The organism is Geodermatophilus africanus (assembly GCF_900107105.1).
GTDB classification, from domain to species: Bacteria; Actinomycetota; Actinomycetes; order Mycobacteriales; family Geodermatophilaceae; genus Geodermatophilus; species Geodermatophilus africanus.
Map to the genome: position 1 here is coordinate 60,377 of NZ_FNOT01000001.1, position 17,914 is coordinate 78,290.

10 protein-coding genes are annotated in these 17,914 nt (G+C 74.6%); 6 read left to right on the forward strand and 4 right to left on the reverse strand.

Annotated elements, in window-relative coordinates; all coding sequences use genetic code 11:
* Positions 1–359: 359 nt before the first annotated feature.
* Together BLW63_RS00275 and BLW63_RS00280 are read left to right on the forward strand one after the other, a co-directional pair.
* Complete coding sequence (locus BLW63_RS00275; RefSeq protein ID WP_170856565.1) at positions 360–3,617, forward strand: ATP-binding protein; 3,258 nt, start codon at positions 360–362, stop codon at positions 3,615–3,617.
* A 347-nt stretch (positions 3,618–3,964) separates the two neighbouring features.
* A complete protein-coding gene (locus BLW63_RS00280) occupies positions 3,965–7,219 on the forward strand; it encodes an ATP-binding protein (RefSeq protein ID WP_091150282.1) in 3,255 nt (1,084 codons plus the stop codon).
* 7 nt (positions 7,220–7,226) lie between these two features.
* Here the strand turns inward: BLW63_RS00280 and BLW63_RS00285 are convergent, their stop codons facing one another.
* From BLW63_RS00285 to BLW63_RS00300, 4 genes are all read right to left on the reverse strand, one after another.
* Complete coding sequence (locus BLW63_RS00285) at positions 7,227–8,573, reverse strand: sensor histidine kinase (RefSeq protein WP_091150284.1); 1,347 nt, start codon at positions 8,571–8,573, stop codon at positions 7,227–7,229.
* Positions 8,570–10,210, reverse strand: a complete 1,641-nt coding sequence (locus BLW63_RS00290) for an FAD-dependent oxidoreductase (RefSeq protein ID WP_091150286.1) — start codon at positions 10,208–10,210, stop codon at positions 8,570–8,572. The genes BLW63_RS00285 and BLW63_RS00290 overlap by 4 nt, the downstream gene beginning before the upstream one ends.
* 482 nt (positions 10,211–10,692) lie before the next feature.
* Complete coding sequence (locus tag BLW63_RS00295) at positions 10,693–11,466, reverse strand: enoyl-CoA hydratase/isomerase family protein (protein ID WP_170856566.1); 774 nt, start codon at positions 11,464–11,466, stop codon at positions 10,693–10,695.
* Between the two features lie 108 nt (positions 11,467–11,574).
* Positions 11,575–13,527 carry an acyl-CoA dehydrogenase family protein gene (locus BLW63_RS00300; RefSeq protein ID WP_211516942.1) on the reverse strand — a complete coding sequence of 651 codons (1,953 nt, stop codon included), beginning with the start codon at positions 13,525–13,527 and terminating at the stop codon, positions 11,575–11,577.
* Between the two features lie 357 nt (positions 13,528–13,884).
* On the opposite strand from BLW63_RS00300, the gene BLW63_RS00305 reads away from it, so the two are divergent.
* The 4 genes from BLW63_RS00305 to BLW63_RS00320 all read left to right on the forward strand — a co-directional run bounded on the left by BLW63_RS00305 (position 13,885) and on the right by BLW63_RS00320 (position 17,833).
* Positions 13,885–14,571, forward strand: a complete 687-nt coding sequence (locus BLW63_RS00305) for an NRDE family protein (protein WP_244522255.1) — start codon at positions 13,885–13,887, stop codon at positions 14,569–14,571.
* A gap of 163 nt (positions 14,572–14,734) precedes the next feature.
* Positions 14,735–15,355 (forward strand): antibiotic biosynthesis monooxygenase, encoded by a 621-nt coding sequence (locus tag BLW63_RS00310; RefSeq protein ID WP_091150292.1) that lies wholly within the window; start codon positions 14,735–14,737, stop codon positions 15,353–15,355.
* Between the two features lie 356 nt (positions 15,356–15,711).
* Positions 15,712–16,020, forward strand: coding sequence for an antibiotic biosynthesis monooxygenase family protein (locus tag BLW63_RS00315; RefSeq protein WP_211516943.1), 309 nt, complete (start codon positions 15,712–15,714; stop codon positions 16,018–16,020).
* Between the two features lie 475 nt (positions 16,021–16,495).
* On the forward strand, positions 16,496–17,833 hold the full coding sequence (locus tag BLW63_RS00320) for an FAD-dependent oxidoreductase (RefSeq protein WP_091150295.1): 1,338 nt from the start codon (positions 16,496–16,498) through the stop codon (positions 17,831–17,833).
* Positions 17,834–17,914: the final 81 nt, after the last annotated feature.

Sequence of the window (17,914 nt, forward strand, 5' to 3'; positions counted from 1 at the left end):
CGAGCAGTGCCGAGGCCCGCCCCTCGACGTCGGTGACGGGTGCACGGCCGCGCCTCGGGACCTTGGCTTCTCCGTCCGACCGACCCACCATGGGACTGCTCGATGAGCAGTGCACATCCGTTCCAGCGGCTCGGGGGGCGCTCGAAACGGACCAGACCCCGGCGGATGGCATGGGAACAGGGAGCCGCCCGCGTCGGCGGACGGTGGCTCCCCTCGACCTGGCCGGGACATCATGGGGAGCTCCGTCGACGAGCCGATCGACGCGCAGGGCACGGGCGCGGGCGCCACGACCGGTGCCGGGACAGCGAGGCAGGGCTCCGCATGATTCCACCGGTCCCGACAGACCCGGGAGCGAGGCCGTGACCGGGCTCGCGCTCCCGGCCGAGACGAGGCTCGCCCGCCTCCTCGAACGACTGCTGACCGGCGCCGAGGCGTCCCTGGCAGCGGGCGACCTCGAGCCGGCCCGTGCCACGGCCGAGGAGGTGCGCGCCGTCGATCCCGACAACCGGCGCGCCGCCCGCATCCTGCAGCGGGTGGCCGGCCGCCAGGTCGGCCCGGCCGGCGAGCGGGCCCTCATGACCCTGCTGTTCTCCGACCTGGTCGGGTCCACGCTGCTGTCCGAGCGGGTGGAGCCCGAGCAGCTGCGGGACCTGTTCGCCGTCTACCGCGCGGCCGCCCACGAGGCGGTACACCGCTACGGCGGCACCCTCATGCACTACTCCGGCGACGGCATCCTCGCCGGGTTCGGGCACCCCGTCCCCCACGAGGACGACGCCCGGCGGGCGGTGCTCGCGGGCCTGGACCTGGTGGTGGCGCTGCACGACGCCCGGGCGCGGCTGACCGACCGGTTCGGCGTGGCCCTCGAGGTCCGGGTGGGGATTCACACCGGCCGGGTGGTGGTCACCGACCTGGTCGAGGACGGCGCGGTCGCCGAGCGGGACTCCGTCGTCGGCCTGATACCCACCCTCGCCGCGCGGGTCCAGCAGACCGCGGACCCGGGCACCGTGGTGATCAGCGACGTCACCCAGCAGCTGGTCGACGCCGACTTCTACCTGCAGTCGCTGGGTGAGCGTGGGCTCACGGGCATCAGCCGCCCCGTCGAGGTGTTCCGCGTCGACCGGCCCCGCTACGCCGCGGCCCGGTTCCAGTCCGAGCGGTACCGCAAGGCCGGGCTCGTCGGCCGGGACGAGCCTCGCGCCCGCCTGCTGGAGGCGTGGGACGCCGTGCGGCAGGAGAGCGGGAGCGGTGCCGGCGCCGCGTTCCTCGTCGTCGGCGAGCCGGGGATCGGCAAGTCCCGGCTGGTGGCGGAGGTCATCGACCGGGTGGAGGCCAGCGGCGGCCGGGTGCTCGGCGCCGCCTGCCTGCCCTACCACGCCAACGTCTCGCTCTGGCCGATCGCGCGGATGATCGAGCGCCTGGTGAGCCGGGCGGGCGAGGGCGGGGACCGGCTGCGCCCGCTGGTCGCGCACCTCGAGTCCCTGGGGTTGGACCCGGCGGTCGTCGTCCCGCTGATCGGCCCCCTGGCCGGGCTCGCGCCGACGCCCGAGTACCCGGCGCCCGAGCTGGACCCGGGCGCGGTCCTCGACGAGACCCTCGACCGGCTCGTCGACTGGATGGCCGCGGCCGCCGCCCGCCGCCCGCACCTGTTCGTGGCCGAGGACCTGCACTGGGCCGACCCCTCCACCGTCGACCTGCTGGGCCGCATCGCCGTGCGGCGGCCGGCGGGCCTGCTGACGGTCGCCACCAGCCGGGACGACGCCGCAGTCCCGTGGCGCGACGCCGTGGACGTGCTCCCGCTCGGCCGGCTCGACGACCGGGCCGCCGACCGGCTGGTCGGCAACCTGACGGCCGGCCGGGACCTCGACGCAGGAGTGCGGTCCGCGATCGTCGACCACGCCGAGGGCATCCCGCTGTTCATCGAGGAGCTGACCCGCTCCGGTCTCGACGCGAGACGGAGCGAGCCGATCCCGCTGCGGCTGCAGGAGCTGCTCACCTGGCGGCTCAAGGCGCCCGGGGTCGACCTGCGCGTCGTCCAGACCGCCGCCACGATCGGGCCCACCTTCGACCCGGCGACCGTCGCGGCGGCGGTCGGCGACGCGGACCTCGTGGCCGAGCAACTCCCGGTGCTGGCCGACGCCGGCATCGTCGAGCCGGCCGGCCTCGCAACGGGCACCTACCGCTTCCGCCACGCGCTGATGCGCGACGCCGCCTACGAGACCCAGGTGCTCGACGTGCGCCGCCGGACGCACGCCCGGGTGGCCGAGGCCCTGGCCGCGCGCGGCGCGGAGCCGGCGCTGGTCGCCCAGCACCTGGACCTGGCCGGCGCGGCCGACCGTGCCGCCGACCGCTACCGCGACGCCGCACAGGCCGAGCAGGCCCGCGGCGCCCACCCCGAGGCGACGAAGCTGCTCTCGCGGGCCCTGGAGCTGCTGCAGACCCTGCCCGAGTCCGACGACCGTGACCTGGAGGAGCTCACCGCCCGGATGCTGCGCGGCCTCTCCGTCAACTCGGTGCAGGGCTACGCCTCCCCCGACGTCGAGGCCGACCACCGGCGGGCTCAGGAGCTCGCCGCCCGGCTCGGGCGCCCCGAGGTGCTCCCCGCGCTGATCGCGCTCTGGTTGTACTGGTTCACCAGCGGCCGGCTGACCACGGCCCGCGGCGTGCTCGACCAGCTCACCGCGATGGTCCGCGAGCCCGCCTTCGCCTCGTTCGAGCCGGAGGTGGCGGTGCTGGCCGGCATCCACGACTTCCACCGAGGCCACCTCGTGTCGGCACAGGCGCACCTGGAGCGGGCAGAGGCCGGCTTCGCCGCCCGCCCCGCCGAGCAGCGGGTCTCACCGCTGTGGCCGCTGCCCGACGACCCGACAGCGGTGTCGGCGAGCGTGCTCGCCAGCGTGAGCGCCGCGCGCGGTGAGCTCGACGAGGCGGAGCGCTGGGAGCAGGAGGCCCTGCGACGGGCCGCGGCGGTCGGCTCACCGCGCGGTCCGGTCAGCCTCGCCTACGTCAACATCTACGTCGCCCTGATCCGGTACTTCCTCGGGGACGACGCCGCGGCCGCACGGGCGGGCGCAGCGGCCGTCGCCATCGGCGAGGAACACGGCCTCGCCTTCTGGTCGGCGATCGGCGCCACCTATGCCGCCACCGGCACGCCCGGCGGCGCACCGGACCGGCAGTTCCTCGAGCGTGCCCTGGCGGCCCTGGAGCTCATGGGTTGGCAGAGCTTCCTCGCCTTCCACCTGGCCCACCTGGCCCGGCTGGACGCGGCGGCCGGCGAGGTCGACCAGGCGGAGGAGCACCTGGCCGAGGCCTTCGCGGCGGTGTTTCGGACCGGCGAGGACCTGCACCTGCCCGAACTGCTCCGCCAGCGCGCCGCTCTCAGGCTGGCCCGAGGAGGGGATGCCGGCGTGGCCGTGGCCGACCTGACCGAGGCGGTACGGATCGCGACCGCCCAAGGCGCCCGGGTGTCCCGCCTCCGGGCCGCGCTCGACCTCGCCCGCCTCCCTGCACCTTCCCGGCCGGAACACTGGCGGATCCTCCTCGCGGAGGCGCGGGCGGACATGCCGCCCTCGTTCGTCACGGACGAGACGGCGCGCGCCGATCTCCTCCTGGACCGATGACGCCCTCATCGGGCCACGACACCCCGGCCTGAGGTGTCGGAGACCTCCGAGGCGTCTCGTCCGGTGGCGTCCCGCTGATGCTGCGGTCCAGGTCACGACCGCGTGGGTGACCACGTGGTGATCGGCCCTCCAGCGAGGAGCGATCCGCCGCCTCGCGGCCCGTGCCGGGGGCGCCGTCCGCGCCTCGGGACCTTCGCCTCTACGTACGGCCACCTCCCACGGGTAGTGCTCGACCAGATCTGCTCCACCGGCATGCACGAGACGCGCACGGCGTGGATCGCCGGTGACCCGACAGCGAGGCGGGCTCCCCCATGACCCCATCGGTCCCGAGACAACGGGCCTGAGCCGTGACCGGGCTCGCACTCTCGGCCGAGACGAGGCTCGCCCGCCTCCTCGAACGACTGCTGACCGGCGCCGAGGCGTCCCTGGCAGCAGGCGACCTCGAGCCGGCCCGTGCCACGGCCGAGGAGGTGCGCGCCGTCGACCCCGACAACCGACGTGCCGCCCTCGTCCTGAAGCAGGTCGCGGCCCGCCAGCTCCACCCCTCCGGGGAGCGGGCCCTCATGACGCTGCTGTTCAGCGACCTGGTCGGCCCCACGGTCCTGTCCGAGCAGGTCGAGCCCGAGCAGCTGCGCGACCTGTTCGCCGTCTACCGCGCGGCGGCCCGGGAGGCGGTACACCGCTACGGCGGCCACCTCATGCACTATTCCGGCGACGGCATCCTCGCCGGCTTCGGGCACCCCGAGCCGCACGAGGACGACGCCCGCCGCGCCGTGCTCGCCGGCCTGGACCTGGTGACGGCGATGCGTGACGCCCGCGCCGAGCTCGACCGCCGCTTCGGCGTCGCCCCCGAGGTCCGGGTCGGGTTGCACACCGGCCGGGTGGTGGTCACCGACCTGAGCGACGACGGCGCCGTCGCCGAGCGGGACTCGATCGTCGGCCTGGTGCCCAACCTCGCCGCACGGATCCAGCAGGCGGCCGACCCGGGCACGGTGGTGATCAGCGACGTCACCCAGCAGCTGGTGGACGCCGACTTCTTCCTGCACTCGCTCGGCGAGCGCCGGCTCAAGGGGATCAGCCGCCCGGTCGAGGTCTTCGCCGTGGACCGCCCCCGCTACGCCGCGGCCCGGTTCCAGGCCGAGCGGTACCGCAAGGCCGGGCTCGTCGGCCGGGACGAACAACGGACCCGGCTGCTCGCGGCGTGGGACGCCGTGCGACAGGGCACCGCGCCGACTGCCGCCACCTTCCTCGTCGCCGGCGAGGCGGGCATCGGCAAGTCCCGCCTGGTCGCGGAGGTCCTCGACCGGGTCGAGGCCAGCGGCGGCCGGGTGCTCGGTGCGGCGTGCCTGCCCTACTACGCCAACGTCTCGCTGTGGCCGATCGCCCGGCTGCTCGAGCGCCTGATGGGCAGGTCCGGTGAGGACACCGACCGGCTCGGCTGGCTCGTCAGCAACCTCGATGCCCTCGGCGTGGACCCGGCGCGGGCGGTTCCCTTCCTCGGCCCGCTGATCGGGGTCCCCGCGACGGCCGAGTACCCGGCGCCCGAGCTGGACCCGAGCGCCGTCCTCGACCAGACCCTCGACCTGCTCGTGGACTGGCTCGCCGCGGGCGCCGGACGCAGGCCACACCTGTTCGTCGTCGAGGACCTGCACTGGGCCGATTCCTCCACCCTCGGGCTGCTGGAGCGTGTAGCCGAGCGCCACCCCGCGGGCCTCCTCACGGTGGCCACCGTGCGGGACGCCTCCGTCGTCCCGTGGCGGGACGCCGTGGGCGTGGTAGAGCTCGGGCGGCTCGACGGGCCAGCCGCCCACCGGTTGGTCGACAACCTCGCGGCCGGGCAGCGCCTGGACGGCGGAGCACGGGCAGCCATCATCGAGCACGCCGAGGGGATCCCGCTCTTCATCGAGGAGCTGACCCGCTCCCGCATCGACGCCCGGCATCCCGACCCCATCCCGCTGCGGCTGCAGGAGCTGCTCACCTGGCGGCTCAAGGCGCCCGGGGTCGACCTGCGCGTCGTCCAGACCGCCGCCACGATCGGGCCCACCTTCGACCCGGCCACCGTCGCGGCGGTCGTCGGCGACGCGGACCTCGTGGCCGAGCAACTCCCGGTGCTGGCCGACGCCGGGATCGTCGAGCCGGTCGGCCTCGCAGCGGGCGCCTTCCGGTTCCGCCACGCGCTGATGCGCGACGCCGCCTACGAGACCCAGGTGCTCGACGTGCGCCGCCGGACGCACGCCCGGGTGGCCGAGGCCCTCGCCGCCCGCGGCGCTCAGCCCGCGCTCGTCGCCCAGCACCTGGACCTGGCCGGAGCAGCCGAACAGGCCGCTGCCCGCTACCTCGAGGCCGCCCGGGTGGAGCAGGGTCGCGGGGCGCACCCGGAGGCGACGAAGCTGATCTCGCGGGCCCTCGAGCTGCTGGAGACCCTGCCCGAGTCGGACGACCGTGCTATGGGCCAGCTCACCGCCCGGATGCTGCACGGCCTATCCGTCAGCTCGATGCAGGGCTACGCCTCCCCCGCGGTCGAGGCCGACCACCGGCGAGCGCAGGAGCTCGCCGCCCGGCTCGGGCGCCCCGAGGTGCTCCCCGCACTGATCGCGATCTGGGCCTACTGGCTCACCAGCGGCCGGCTGACCACCGCCCGCGGCGTGCTCGACCAGCTCACCGCGATCGTGCGCGAGCCCGCCTTCGCCTCGTTCGAGCCGGAGGTGGCGGTGCTGGCCGGCATCCACGACTTCCACCGAGGCCACCTCGTGTCGGCACAGGCGCACCTGGAGCGGGCAGAGGCCGGCTTCGCCGCCCGTCCCGCCGATCAGCGGGTCTCCCTCCTGTGGCCGCTGCCCGACGACCCGATCTCGGTGTCGGCGAGCGTGCTCGCCGGCGTGAGCGCCGCGCGCGGTGAGCTCGACGAGGCGGAGCGCTGGCAGGAGGAGGCCCTCCGTCGGGCCGAGGCGGACGGTTCCCCACGCGGCCCGGTCAGCCTCGTCTTCGTCGAGATCTACGTCGCCTTGATCCGGTACTTCCTCGGGGACGACGCCGGGGCCTCACGGGCGGGGACGGAGGCCGTCGCCATCGGCGAAGAGCACGGCCTCGCCTTCCGGTCGGCGTGGGGCGCCGCCTGGGCCGCCACCGGCACGCCCGGCGGCCCCCCGGACCGGGAGTATCTCGAGCGGGCCCTGGCGGCCCTGGAGCTCATGGGTTGGCTGACGTTCCTCGCCTCCCACCTGGCCCGTCTGGCCCGGCTGGACGCGGCGGCCGGCGACGTCGACCGAGCGGAGGCGCACCTGGCCGAGGCGTTCGCGGCGGCGCAGCGGAGTGGCGAGGACCTGCACCTGCCGGAGCTGCTCCGCCAGCGCGCTGCTCTGACGCTGGCCCGCGGAGGGGACGCCGCCCGGGCGGTGGCCGACCTGACCGAGGCGCTGCGGATCGCGACCGCCCAGGGCGCCCGGGTGTCCCGCCTCCGGGCCGCGCTCGACCTCGCCCGCCTCCCCGCTCCCTCCCGACCCGCGCACTGGCGGAGGCTGCTCGAGGAGGCGCGGGCGGACATGCCGCCCTCGTTCCGCGGGGACGAGGCTGCGGCCGCCGACGACCTGCTGCGCGATTGACGGTCGTTCAGCGGCGCCGGGGCAGGACGACCCGGGCGCGGGTGACGCCGTCCTCCGAGGTGAGCGTGAGCCGGCCGCGGTGCTTCTGGGCGACCACGGCCAGCGACGTCGCCAGCCCCAGGCCCGTGCCCTGCCCCACCGGCTTGGTGGTGAAGAAGGCGTCGAAGGCCCGGGCGAGCACCTCCGGCGGCACGGTCGGCCCCGTGTTGTCGACGTCGACCACCACGGCGTCGGCCTGCCCGCGGGTGCGCACCGTCACGGTCCCTCCCGGATCGACGGCGGCCAGGGCGTTGTCGAGGAGGTTGGTCCAGACGAGGGCCAGATCCGCCGGCCAGCCCTGGACGACCTGGGGCTCCGGGTCCAGGTCGCGGTGCACCGTCACGCCGGGCGGCACCTTGTGGCGCAGCAGGACCACGGCCTGCTCGAGGCTCTCGTGCACGTCGACGTCGGTGAGCGACTGGTCCGCGGAGTAGGCCAGCGGGCGCACCCCGGCGACGATCCGGGCGATCTGGTCGGCGCCGGCCGAGACCTCCTGCAGCAGGGACCGCACCTCGGCCGAGCGCGCGAGCCCGTGCACCGCCCGACCGCGACCGTCCACGGGCAGATCGGCCAGTGTCTCCGCCAGGGACGCCGGGTCGACGCCCAGCCCCACGAGTTGCGGAGCGGCCGCCCAGCCCCGGTCGACCCCTGCCGCGGCGAGCACGTCGGCGAGCGCCCGCTCAGCGTCGCCCCGCGTCAGCGGGTCCTCCGGCACGGGCACGGCGCCGACGAGCCGCCGGAGCGGGTCGTCGGCACCGCCGTCCCCCGACAGCAGGGCCCGCAGCCGGGCGACGCCGCGCTGGACGGCGCTCGCGGGGTTGTTCAGCTCGTGCAGCAGGCCCGCCGACAGCGCTCCCAGCGCGGCCATCCGCTCGTGCTGGCGCACCAGCCCCTCCTCGCGGTCGAGCCGCCGGGTGGCCGCCAGCAGCATGGCCCGGGCCGACTGGGGATGCGTGAACAGCCGGTCCAGCGCATCGGTCCCGATCCGCTGGACGCGGGTCGGGGTCCGGGCCCGCACGGTGGCCGAGCGGGGCCGGCCGTGTGCGATGCCGAGTTCCCCGACGAGGTCGCCCGCGCCGCACACGTTGAGCAGGACCTCGGAGCCACCGACGTCCCGGCTGACCTCGAGCTCGCCGCTGAGGACGACGTACATGGCCTCCGGCGGCGCGCCCTCGGCCATGAGCACCTCACCGGCGGCGAGCTCGACTGTGCGACTGGCCCCGGCCAGTTCCGCGAGGTCCGCCTCCGGCAGGTGCGCGAACAGGCGGGAGCTGCGCAGCGCCGCCGCCACGTCCCGGTCCGCGACGCCGGTCACCGGGTCGCCAGCCGCTGGTGCATGAACCGGACCGCCATCGCCCCCTCCCCCACGGCGGCGGCGATCCGGTTGCCCGCCCCGTGCCGGACGTCCCCTGCGGCGAACACCCCCGGCACGGAGGTCTCCAGGGGCAGGGGCGGGGTCGCCAGCGGCCACTCCGGCGCCCACGTGCCGACGTCCATGCCGGTGAGCACGAACCCCCGCTCGTCCCGGCGGACGACGCCGTCCAACCAGCCGGTGCGGGGTTCCTGGCCGATGAACACGAACAGGGCGTCCGCCTGCTCCTCGCGCTCACCGGTGTCCGACTGCAGGCGCAGCCCCTCCAGCCGGCGGGTGCCCCGCACGCCGGTCACCTGCGTGCGGTACTCCACGGAGACGTTCTCCCGCGACGCCAGCCGGTCGACCAGGTAGTGCGACATCGTGGCGGCGAGGTCGCCACCCCGCACCAGCAGCGTCACCGAGGCGGCGAACCGGGAGAGGAAGACCGCTGCCTGCCCGGCCGAGTTGCCGCCCCCGACCACGAAGACCCGGCCGTTCCGGTGGTCGGCACCCTCGGCCCGACCGGCGCCGTAGTAGACGCCGAGCCCGGCGAGCTCGGCGGCTCCGGGCACGTCCAGGGTGCGGTACTCGACCCCCGTGGCGATGATCAGCGTGGAGGCGCTGACCTCGCCCCCGTGCGCCGGCCGGACGACGGTGTAGGGCCCCTCCCGGCGTACGCCCACCACCTCGGCGGGCACCAGGATCTCCGCCCCGAAGCGGACCGCCTGCTCGCGGGCCCGCAGGGTCAGGTCGGCGCCGGACAGGCCGACCGGGAAGCCCAGGTAGTTCTCGATCCGGCTGGTGGTACCCGCCTGCCCGCCGGGGGCGTTGCACTCCAGGACCAGCGTCGACAGCCCCTCCGAGGCGCCGTACACGGCGGCGGCCAGGCCGGCCGGCCCGGCCCCCACGACGACGAGGTCGTAGGCCGCGCGCTGGGCCTGCGCGCGCAGCCCGATCCGCGCGCCGACCTCCTGCAGATCCGGCTGGACGAGGACGTCGCCGTCGTCCAGCACGAGGGCCGGCAGCGAGCCGGCATCGATCGCCGCCACGTCGAGCAGCTCCCGCGCCTCCCGGTCCGACTCGACGTCGAGCCAGCGGTAGGGCACCAGGTTGCGGGCGAGGAACTCGCGCAGCGCGTGGCCGGACCGCGACCAGCGGTCGCTGATCAGCCGGAGGTTCGCGAGAGGAGGCGGCGGGCGCCAGGTCTGGAGCAGGTCGTCCAGCACCGGGTAGAGGCGGTCCTCCGGCGGGTCCCAGGGCTTGAGCAGGTAGTGCTGGACGTCGGCGTCGTTGATCGCCTTGATGGCGGCGTCGGTGTCGGCATAGGCGGTCAGGAGCACGCGCCGGGCGTCGGGGTACACCTTCCGGCTCGCCGTCAGCAGCTCCACGCCGCTCATGCCCGGCATCCGCTGGTCGACCAGGAGGAGGGCCACCGGGTCCTCGCGCAGCCGCAGCCGGCGCATCAGGTCCAGCGCCTGCTCACCGGAGGAGGCCGCGTAGACCTGATAGTGCTCGCCGTACCGCTCCCTCAGGTCCCGCTCGATCGCGGACAGCACCGGACCGTCGTCGTCGACGGCCAGTAGCGCCGGCTTGCCCATCTGGCCTCCTCGGGGGAATCGGTCGGACCTGCCCCGGGTCGTCCCCTGGCCGGCCGCTCCAGCTGCTACCGCCGCGGCGGTCCGCCGGCGACACGGGACGGGGGTGCGGAGGTGCGGGGGGACGGCGTCCCGGACGGCTGCCGCTGCTCAGCGAGCCGTACCACGGTCGAGGGGGTGGGCACGGCCGGTCACCGATGCGCCGTCGGGACCGACCGCGGGTCGACGGCCGGGCCGGGTGGCCATCCGTCCACGGGCCCACCTCCCGAGGTGGTCGTTCGGGCACTCAGGCGCGGAGTCTAGGGGACCGTACGGAGCCGGACAGCCGCGGCGACGTGCCCACTCGGGGCCCGCTCCGACACATCGACAGGGGACGGCCGCCAGGCGGGGGCCTGTGGAGCGCAGCGCGTCAGCCGGCTGCCGACCGAGTTGGCGGGACCCGCGGACCACGGGGCCCTCGTCCCCTCGACGACCCGGGCCCCCGGTCATCCCGTCCAGATGGGTGGTCGCCTGCCGAGGAAGGCGTCCAGCCCCTCGCGGAAGTCCGCCGTCGCGCCGAGCGCCACCGCCTCTGCCCGCTCGATGGCCAGGCCCTCGTCGAAGGGCAGGTCGACGCCCTCGGTGACGCAGCGCCGGATCGCCGCCAGCGCCCGCGCCGGCTTCCGCGCCAGGCTCTCGGCGTAGCCCTGCACCTCCTCGCGGAGCCGCTCGTCGGCCACCACGACGTCGACGAGGCCGATGGCATAGGCCTCATCGGCGCTCAGCAGGGCGCCGTCGTAGAGGAAGCGCAGCGCCCGCGGCCGGCCCAGCAGACGGGCCAGCGCCTGCGTCGCGCCGACCGGCGGGATGAACCCGATGGCGATCTCCGGCTGGCCCAGCCGGGCGCTGCCCGCCGCGAAGCGGACGTCGCAGTGCAGCACCATCTCCAGACCGCCGCCGACCGCGGTGCCGTGGACGGCCGCCAGGAGGGGTTTCGGCGAGGCGCGCATCAAACGCACGAGGTCGTGACACACGTCGACCCAGCGGCGCATGCCCTCGTCGTCCATGTCGGCCAGGACCCGCAGGTCGGCGCCCACGCTGAAGTGGGCGTCCAGAGCGCTGCCGAACACCACCACCCGGACCGCGGGGTCTGCGAGGTGCTCCTCCAACGCCTCCGGGACCTCCCGGAGCATCTCCCAGTGGAAGGCGTTGACCGGCGGGCGGTCGTACTCGATCCACCCGACCCGGTCCTGCACCGTGACCCGCAGGAAGTCGGCCATCCGTCCCCCTCGCACCGGTGCCCGACCCCTCGAGGTCCGGCTCGCCATGACGGCTCCACCCGGCTCCTCCTCGGGGCACCCTGCGCGAGAGCGGAGCCGGGTGCTCCGTCAGCCTCCTACTGGGCGGCCGTGGCCTCCACCTCGGGGTGCCGCACCGTCCGGCGACTCCTCGAACCGCCTGAGGGCCGGCTCGGTGTGCGCCGGCATCATCGGACCGTCGCCCGCCGGGTCGAGCACGTCCTCCTCGAACCACTCGTAGCGGCCGGAGAGCACCTGCTGGGCGACCTCGTACTGGTGGTCGTCGTCGTTGGCCCACAGCTCCCTGAACAGCCGGTCGGCCCGACGGCGGGCCTGGCCGCAGAACAGGTCGGCCAGTTCGAAGGCCTCCTGCCGGCGCTCGGGCCGCTCGCGGGCGGTCGTGTCGGCGTGGACGCAGGCGCACGCGATGGCGTAGAGCTCGGCGCCGATGTCGACGATCCGCCCCAGCAGCCGGCCCTTGCGCTCGAGGCGCTCCCGGTAGCGGCCCATCGCGTAGAACGTCGATCGGGCGAGCTTGCGCGCGTGGCGCTCGACGTAGCGCAGGTGCTCGGCCAGCTCGCCGAACTCCGAGTAGGAACCGGGACGCTGACCGGCGCCCGTGGTCAGCGTCGGGAACCACCTGGCGTAGAAGACGCCTGCCTTCGCGGCTGCCCTGGCTCTGTCGGCCAGGCCGAGGTCGCCGGACACCACGTCGCCCGCGACCTCGAGGTGCCGGTCGACGGCCTCACGGGCGATCAGCAGGTGCATGATCTCCGTCGAGCCCTCGAAGATGCGGTTGATGCGCATGTCGCGCAGCATCTGCTCGGCCGGCACCGGCTTCTCGCCCCGGCGGGCGAGGGACTCGGCGGTCTCGTAGGCGCGGCCGCCGCGGATCTGGACCATCTCGTCGACGGCGATCCAGCCGAGCTCGGACGCGTAGAGCTTCGCGAGCGCGGCCTCGATGCGGATGTCGTTGCGCTTGTCGTCCGCCAGGCGACTGGACACGTCGAGCACCGCCTCGAGGCCGAACGCCGTGCCGGCCAGCCAGGCGAGCTTCTGCGCGATCGGGTCGTGCCGGCCGATGGGTCTCCCCCACTGCGTGCGCTCGCCCGCCCACTCGCGCCCGATCTTGAGGGAGTACTTGACCGACGACAGGCAGAACGCCGGCAGCGACAGGCGGCCGGTGTTGAGCGTGGTGAGCGCGATCCGCAGACCCCTGCCCTCGCCGCCGATGACGTCCGAGTTCGGGACGAAGACGTCGTCGAAGCGCGTCACCGAGTTCTCGATGCCCCTGAGCCCCATGAACTCGTTGCGGTGCTCGACCGTGATGCCGTCGCGGTCGTACGGGCAGATGAAGGCGGTGATGCCGCCCCGGTGGCCGTCGGACTGGGCGACGACGGCCATGACCACCACGACGTCCGCGATGGCGCCGTTGGTCGCCCAGAGCTTCGTGCCGTTGATCCGGTAGCCCGTGCCGTCCTCCGTCGGGATCGCCGTCGTGCTCATGCGCGCCGGGTCCGAGCCCACGTCCGGCTCGGTGAGCAGGAACGCCGAGATGTGGTCCGTGGCCAGCCTGGGCAGCCAGGTGCGCTTCTGCTCCTCGGAGCCGAACAGGCGCAGCGGCTCGGGCAGGCCGATCGACTGGTGAGCGGACAGCAGCGTCGAGAGGGAGGAGTGCCAGGTGCCGGCCATGGCCAGCGCCTTGTTGTAGTGGACCTGACTGAGCCCGAGCCCCCCGTACTCCTCGGGGATCTTCATGCCGAGGGCGCCCAGGTCCTTGAGGCCCTGGATCACGTCCGAGGGGATCTTGGCCTCGCGCTCGATCTGCTGCCGGTCGACGCGCTCGGCGAGGAACAGGCGGAGACGCTCGAGGAACGTCTCCCCCTTCTCGACCGCGGCCGGATCGAGCTCCGACTGCGGGTGGATCAGGTCGAGGCGGAAGTCGCCGAGGAAGAGCGCCTTGCCGAACGACGGCCTGGTCCACTCGGTCTCACGGCTGGCCTCGGCGACCTGCTTCGACTGCTCGTACGAGGGATTCGACACCATGGACCACCTTCGCCCGCGTCCCCTCGTCGGACAACGGACCTCGGCGCAGGGATGCCTCGATGGCCGGAGGAGCCGACCGTGATGGCGCCGATCGGTTCGATCCCCGGGACCGCTCCCGTCCAGGGCTGCGCCGGCGAGCCCGGGCCCGGTCGTCGTCGGCCCAGCGCGCCGGGTGCCTGCGTGGGCCCGTGCCGCACCAGCCGCAGCGTGCTGGGGGACGACGGGCCGGCGCCCCCCCGGTGGATGTGCCGACCATCGCGGGGTCACCGAGGTCGTGCTCCCCCGGCATCCGCTGGTGAGCCGGTCCGGGGGTTCGGGGCCATCGTCCGGCCTCGGGCTGGGATGATCGCCGGCGTGTGCACGGTGGTCGTCCGGTGGGCCGGGGGCGCGCCCACGCGCGTCCTCGCGCTGCGCGACGAGCTGACCGGCCGCGACTTCGACGCCCCCGGTGCCTGGTGGCCCGAGTTCCCGGACGTCGTCGGTGGCCGGGACCGCACCGCCGGGGGGACGTGGTGCGCCACCCGGGTTCCCACCGGGGTCACCGCACTGGTGCTCAACCGGCCGCAGAAGCCCGACGCCGAGCCGGGCGCGCCCAGCCGCGGGGTCCTGCCGCTGCTCGGCGCCGTGCACGGGGAAGCCTGGCCCGGCCATGTCCAGCTCAACGGCATGGCCAGCTTCCTGCTGGTGCTGGCCGCGCCGGACGGCCTGGTCACCTGGGACTTCGACGGGGCGCAGCTCACCACGACGCACCACCCCGCGGGCACGTGGATGGTCACCTCGGGCGGTCCGGAGGACCGCAAGGCCGACCGGTTCCTGCCGGCGTTCACCGCCGCCGACTTCCCCGACGGCTGGGAGCGGCTCGTGACGAACGAGCCGCCGCAGGACGACCCCGGCGCGCTGGTGGTGCGCCACGAGCAGGACGGGTTGGTCTACGCCACGGTCTTCGGTGAGCTCATCGAGGCCGCACCGGGCAGGCTGCACCTGGAGCACAGCCGGCGGCCGTGGACGGGCGAGCCCTGGGAGACCCTCGACGTGAGCTGACCGGTCGGATGGCCGCCGCACGGCGGCTGCGTGTCGGGCCGGAGCCCGGGGTGGCCCGGTGCACGGTCCCCGATGCCCGTTGCCCGGGCTCGGGGAGAAGAGCAGAGTGGGCCGCGCGGCGATGCCGCAGGGGCGTCGCCGTTCTCCGGAGAGGAGTGGTGGCATGTACGCCCGATCCACCACGATGCGAGTACGGCCGGAGGCCGTCGACGACCTCAACGCCTTCGTCCGCGACGACGTCATGCCGATGATCACGGAGCTCGACGGCTGCGTCGGCCTGTCGGTGCTGAGCGATCGCGACACCGGCCGGTGCATCGTCACCAGTGCCTGGGAGACCGCGGACGCGATGCACGCGAGCGCTGGGCGGGTGCGCGCGTCACGGGAACAGGCAGCCGAGAGGTTCGGCGCCGCACCCGAGGTCCAGGAGTGGGAGATCGCCGTCCTGCACCGGGCACACCGGGCCGGGGACGGCGCCTGTGCGCGGGTGACGTGGGCCCGGACCGACGCCGCGGGACTGGACCGGGTCACCGATGCCTACCGGGAGAGCCTGATGCCGTGGTGGGAAGAGACACCTGGGTTCTGCAGCAACAGCCTCATGGTCGACCGCCGGGACGGCCGGTGCGCCTCGGCAGTCGTGTTCGAGAGCCGCGAGGCGATGGCGCACACCCGCGACCAGTTCACGACCCTGCGCGAGGAGTTCGCGAGCCGGATGGGGATGGAGATCCTCGAGGTCGCGGAGTTCGACCTCACCCTGGCACACCTGCGGGTACCCGAGACCGTCTGACGAGCCGCCCCGGCCGGTCCTCCTGGAGGGTCGACGACGGATCCCGATGGCCGTCCTGCCGCGAGCGGTGTGCCCCCGCCGCGGCAGGAGCAGGGACATCGGCTCGGAGCTCCACAAGGCCTCCAGCCGGGCACCGCCGGCTCCGCGGCCGGCACCCGGCTGGAGGCCGTGCCCATCGCAGCGGCTCCTCCCACGGGATCGACGTCCACCCCGGGACCCGCACCGCCCCCCCGCGTGGCGGCGTCGCGTGGGGCCGCAGCGCGGGGACGACGTCCCACGGCCGAGCCACCGCTCACCCCACCCGTCCCGCGACCGCGCCCTCGCGCGATCCCCTCGGCAACCAGGAGGCACCGATGATGACCGTGGTGACCACGAGCACGCTGCGGCCCGGTGGAGAGGCGGAGTGGGACGCCGCGATGCAGGCTCGGTTCGACTCCGCCCGCGAGCGGCCGGGCTGGATCTCCGGTCAGCTTCTCACCTCGGAGGACGAGAGCTCGACCCGCGTGATCGTCGGGACCTGGCGAAGCCGCGAGGACTGGGAGGCGTGGCACTCCGACCCTGCGTACCTCGACCAGCGCGCCACCCTGCAACGCCTGGAGGCAGGACCCGGCCGCTCGGAGTGGTTCCGGGTGGTGGCCGACGCCCGCGCCGACGACCGGGCCTGACGCGGCCGCGGTGGCCGACCCCGCAGCGTCCGCCCCATGTCGCCGGAACACCCGGCCCCGGGTGCGACGGGCCGTCGAGCGGGTCGAGCCCCCGGAGTTCCAGATCCGTCCACCGCCGCCCGGGAGGCTGCCGTGAGCCACAGGCACCGCCTGCTCCGTTCCGCCGTCGCCGCGGCCGCCACCGCTGCGGCCGGCATCCTGATCGGGTCGATGGTGAGAGCCGTCCGTCCTCCCTCGGACGGCACCCGGTAGGCGTTCGCCCCGGTGCTCGGCGCGGACCCGACGATGCCGACGGGGTCATGGCCGCCAGGGCCGGGACCCGTTGGTGACGTCGCGGTGACGTCCCGCCCCCTAGCCTCCGTGATCCCGGCGGGCTGCCCCACCGGCCGCGGGCTCGTCGCAGCGCGGTGAGTGGACGAACGCCACTCCCTCACGCGGCACGACGGGACCATGACCAGGAGAGAGACGGGTCGTCATGCCAGAGATGTCCGACGTCGTCATCGTCGGCGGCAGCCTCAGCGGCTGCACAGCAGCGATCCTGCTCGCCCGGCAGGGTCTCCGGGTCACGGTGCTCGAGCAGCACCGCGACCCAGGCCACTACAAGCGCGCGTGCACCCACTACATGCAGCCGGGCGCCGCGGTGGTCTTCGACAGACTCGGACTCGTCCCGCGGCTGGAGGCGGCCGGGGCGGTTCCCAACAGCACCGACCTCTGGACCCGATACGGGTGGATCCGGCCCCCCGACGGGGGACCGCACGGCTACAACATCCGGCGCAGCGTCCTGGACCCCATCATCCGGGAGGCTGCCGCCGAGACGCCGGGCGTCGAGCTCCGGCTCGGCGTCAAGGCGACGGGGTTGATCCGGGAGGACGGCCGCGTCCAAGGGGTGTGCGGGACCGACCACACCGGCGAGGAGCAGCAGCTCAGCTGCCACGTCGTGGTGGGTGCGGATGGGCGGCACTCGCCGGTGGCCTCGTGGGCCGGGGTGCCCGTGAAGGAGAAGAAGCACGGGCGCTTCATGTACTTCGCCTCGTTCGAGGACCTCGTCCTCACCCGAGGGTCACGGTCACTGATCTGGCTCACGGACCCCGACGCCGCATACGTGTTCCCGAACGACAACGGGATCACCGTCCTCGCGGTCATGCTCACGGCGGACAAGCTGGCCGACTTCCGCCAGGACATCGACGGCAACGTCCGCCGCTTCTTCGCGCACCTCCCCGATGCACCCGACCTCGGCCGGGCCCGGCGAGTGTCCGACTACGTGGGGGTTCCGCACTACCCGGACCTGAGCAGGAGAGCGGGGACGCCGGGCCTGGCCCTGGTCGGTGACGCTGCCCTCACGACCGACTACCTGTGGGGGGTCGGCTGTGGGTGGGCGCTCGAGTCCGCTGCGTGGCTCGCCGACGAGATCGGTCCGGTCCTGACCCAGCCGACTCCCGAGACCACGGACGTCGACCGCGCTCTCCAGCGCTACGCCCGCAGGCACCACCACGCCTTGGCCGCGCACCACTTCTTCATCGCCGACCTCGCGGGCGGACGGGTGCTGAACCCCCTCGAGCGCCTGATGTTCGCCGCGGCCGTGCACGACGAACAGTTGGCGTCGAGCCTGGCCCGGTACGGAGGGAGGCTGATCACGCCTTGGCAGTTCCTCAGCCCGCCAAGGTCGCTCGCAGCCTGCGCGTCCAGGTGGGCGCCTCCAGAGCGGCACGAGCCGGCGTCGGTGCCACTCGGTAGGGACACGCGCTCACTGGGCATCCCCGCCTACGCGTCCGTCAGGATGCGGTCCACCTCGGGTCGGCGATCAGGCCGCTGATCACCCGGACCAGGTCGGCGGTCACCTGCCGAGGAAGGCGTCGAGCCTCCGGCGGAGGTCCGCTGTCGCGCCGACGCCACT

What these genes read in the sequence shown, in the direction of transcription:
- BLW63_RS00290 (WP_091150286.1), bottom strand. Translation starts at nt 10,210, where the DNA reads ATGGGCAAGCCGGCGCTACTGGCCGTCGACGACGACGGTCCGGTGCTG.
- BLW63_RS00295 (WP_170856566.1), bottom strand. Translation starts at nt 11,466, where the DNA reads ATGGCCGACTTCCTGCGGGTCACGGTGCAGGACCGGGTCGGGTGGATC.
- BLW63_RS00310 (WP_091150292.1), top strand. Translation starts at nt 14,735, where the DNA reads ATGTACGCCCGATCCACCACGATGCGAGTACGGCCGGAGGCCGTCGAC.
- BLW63_RS00315 (WP_211516943.1), top strand. Translation starts at nt 15,712, where the DNA reads ATGACCGTGGTGACCACGAGCACGCTGCGGCCCGGTGGAGAGGCGGAG.
- BLW63_RS00320 (WP_091150295.1), top strand. Translation starts at nt 16,496, where the DNA reads ATGCCAGAGATGTCCGACGTCGTCATCGTCGGCGGCAGCCTCAGCGGC.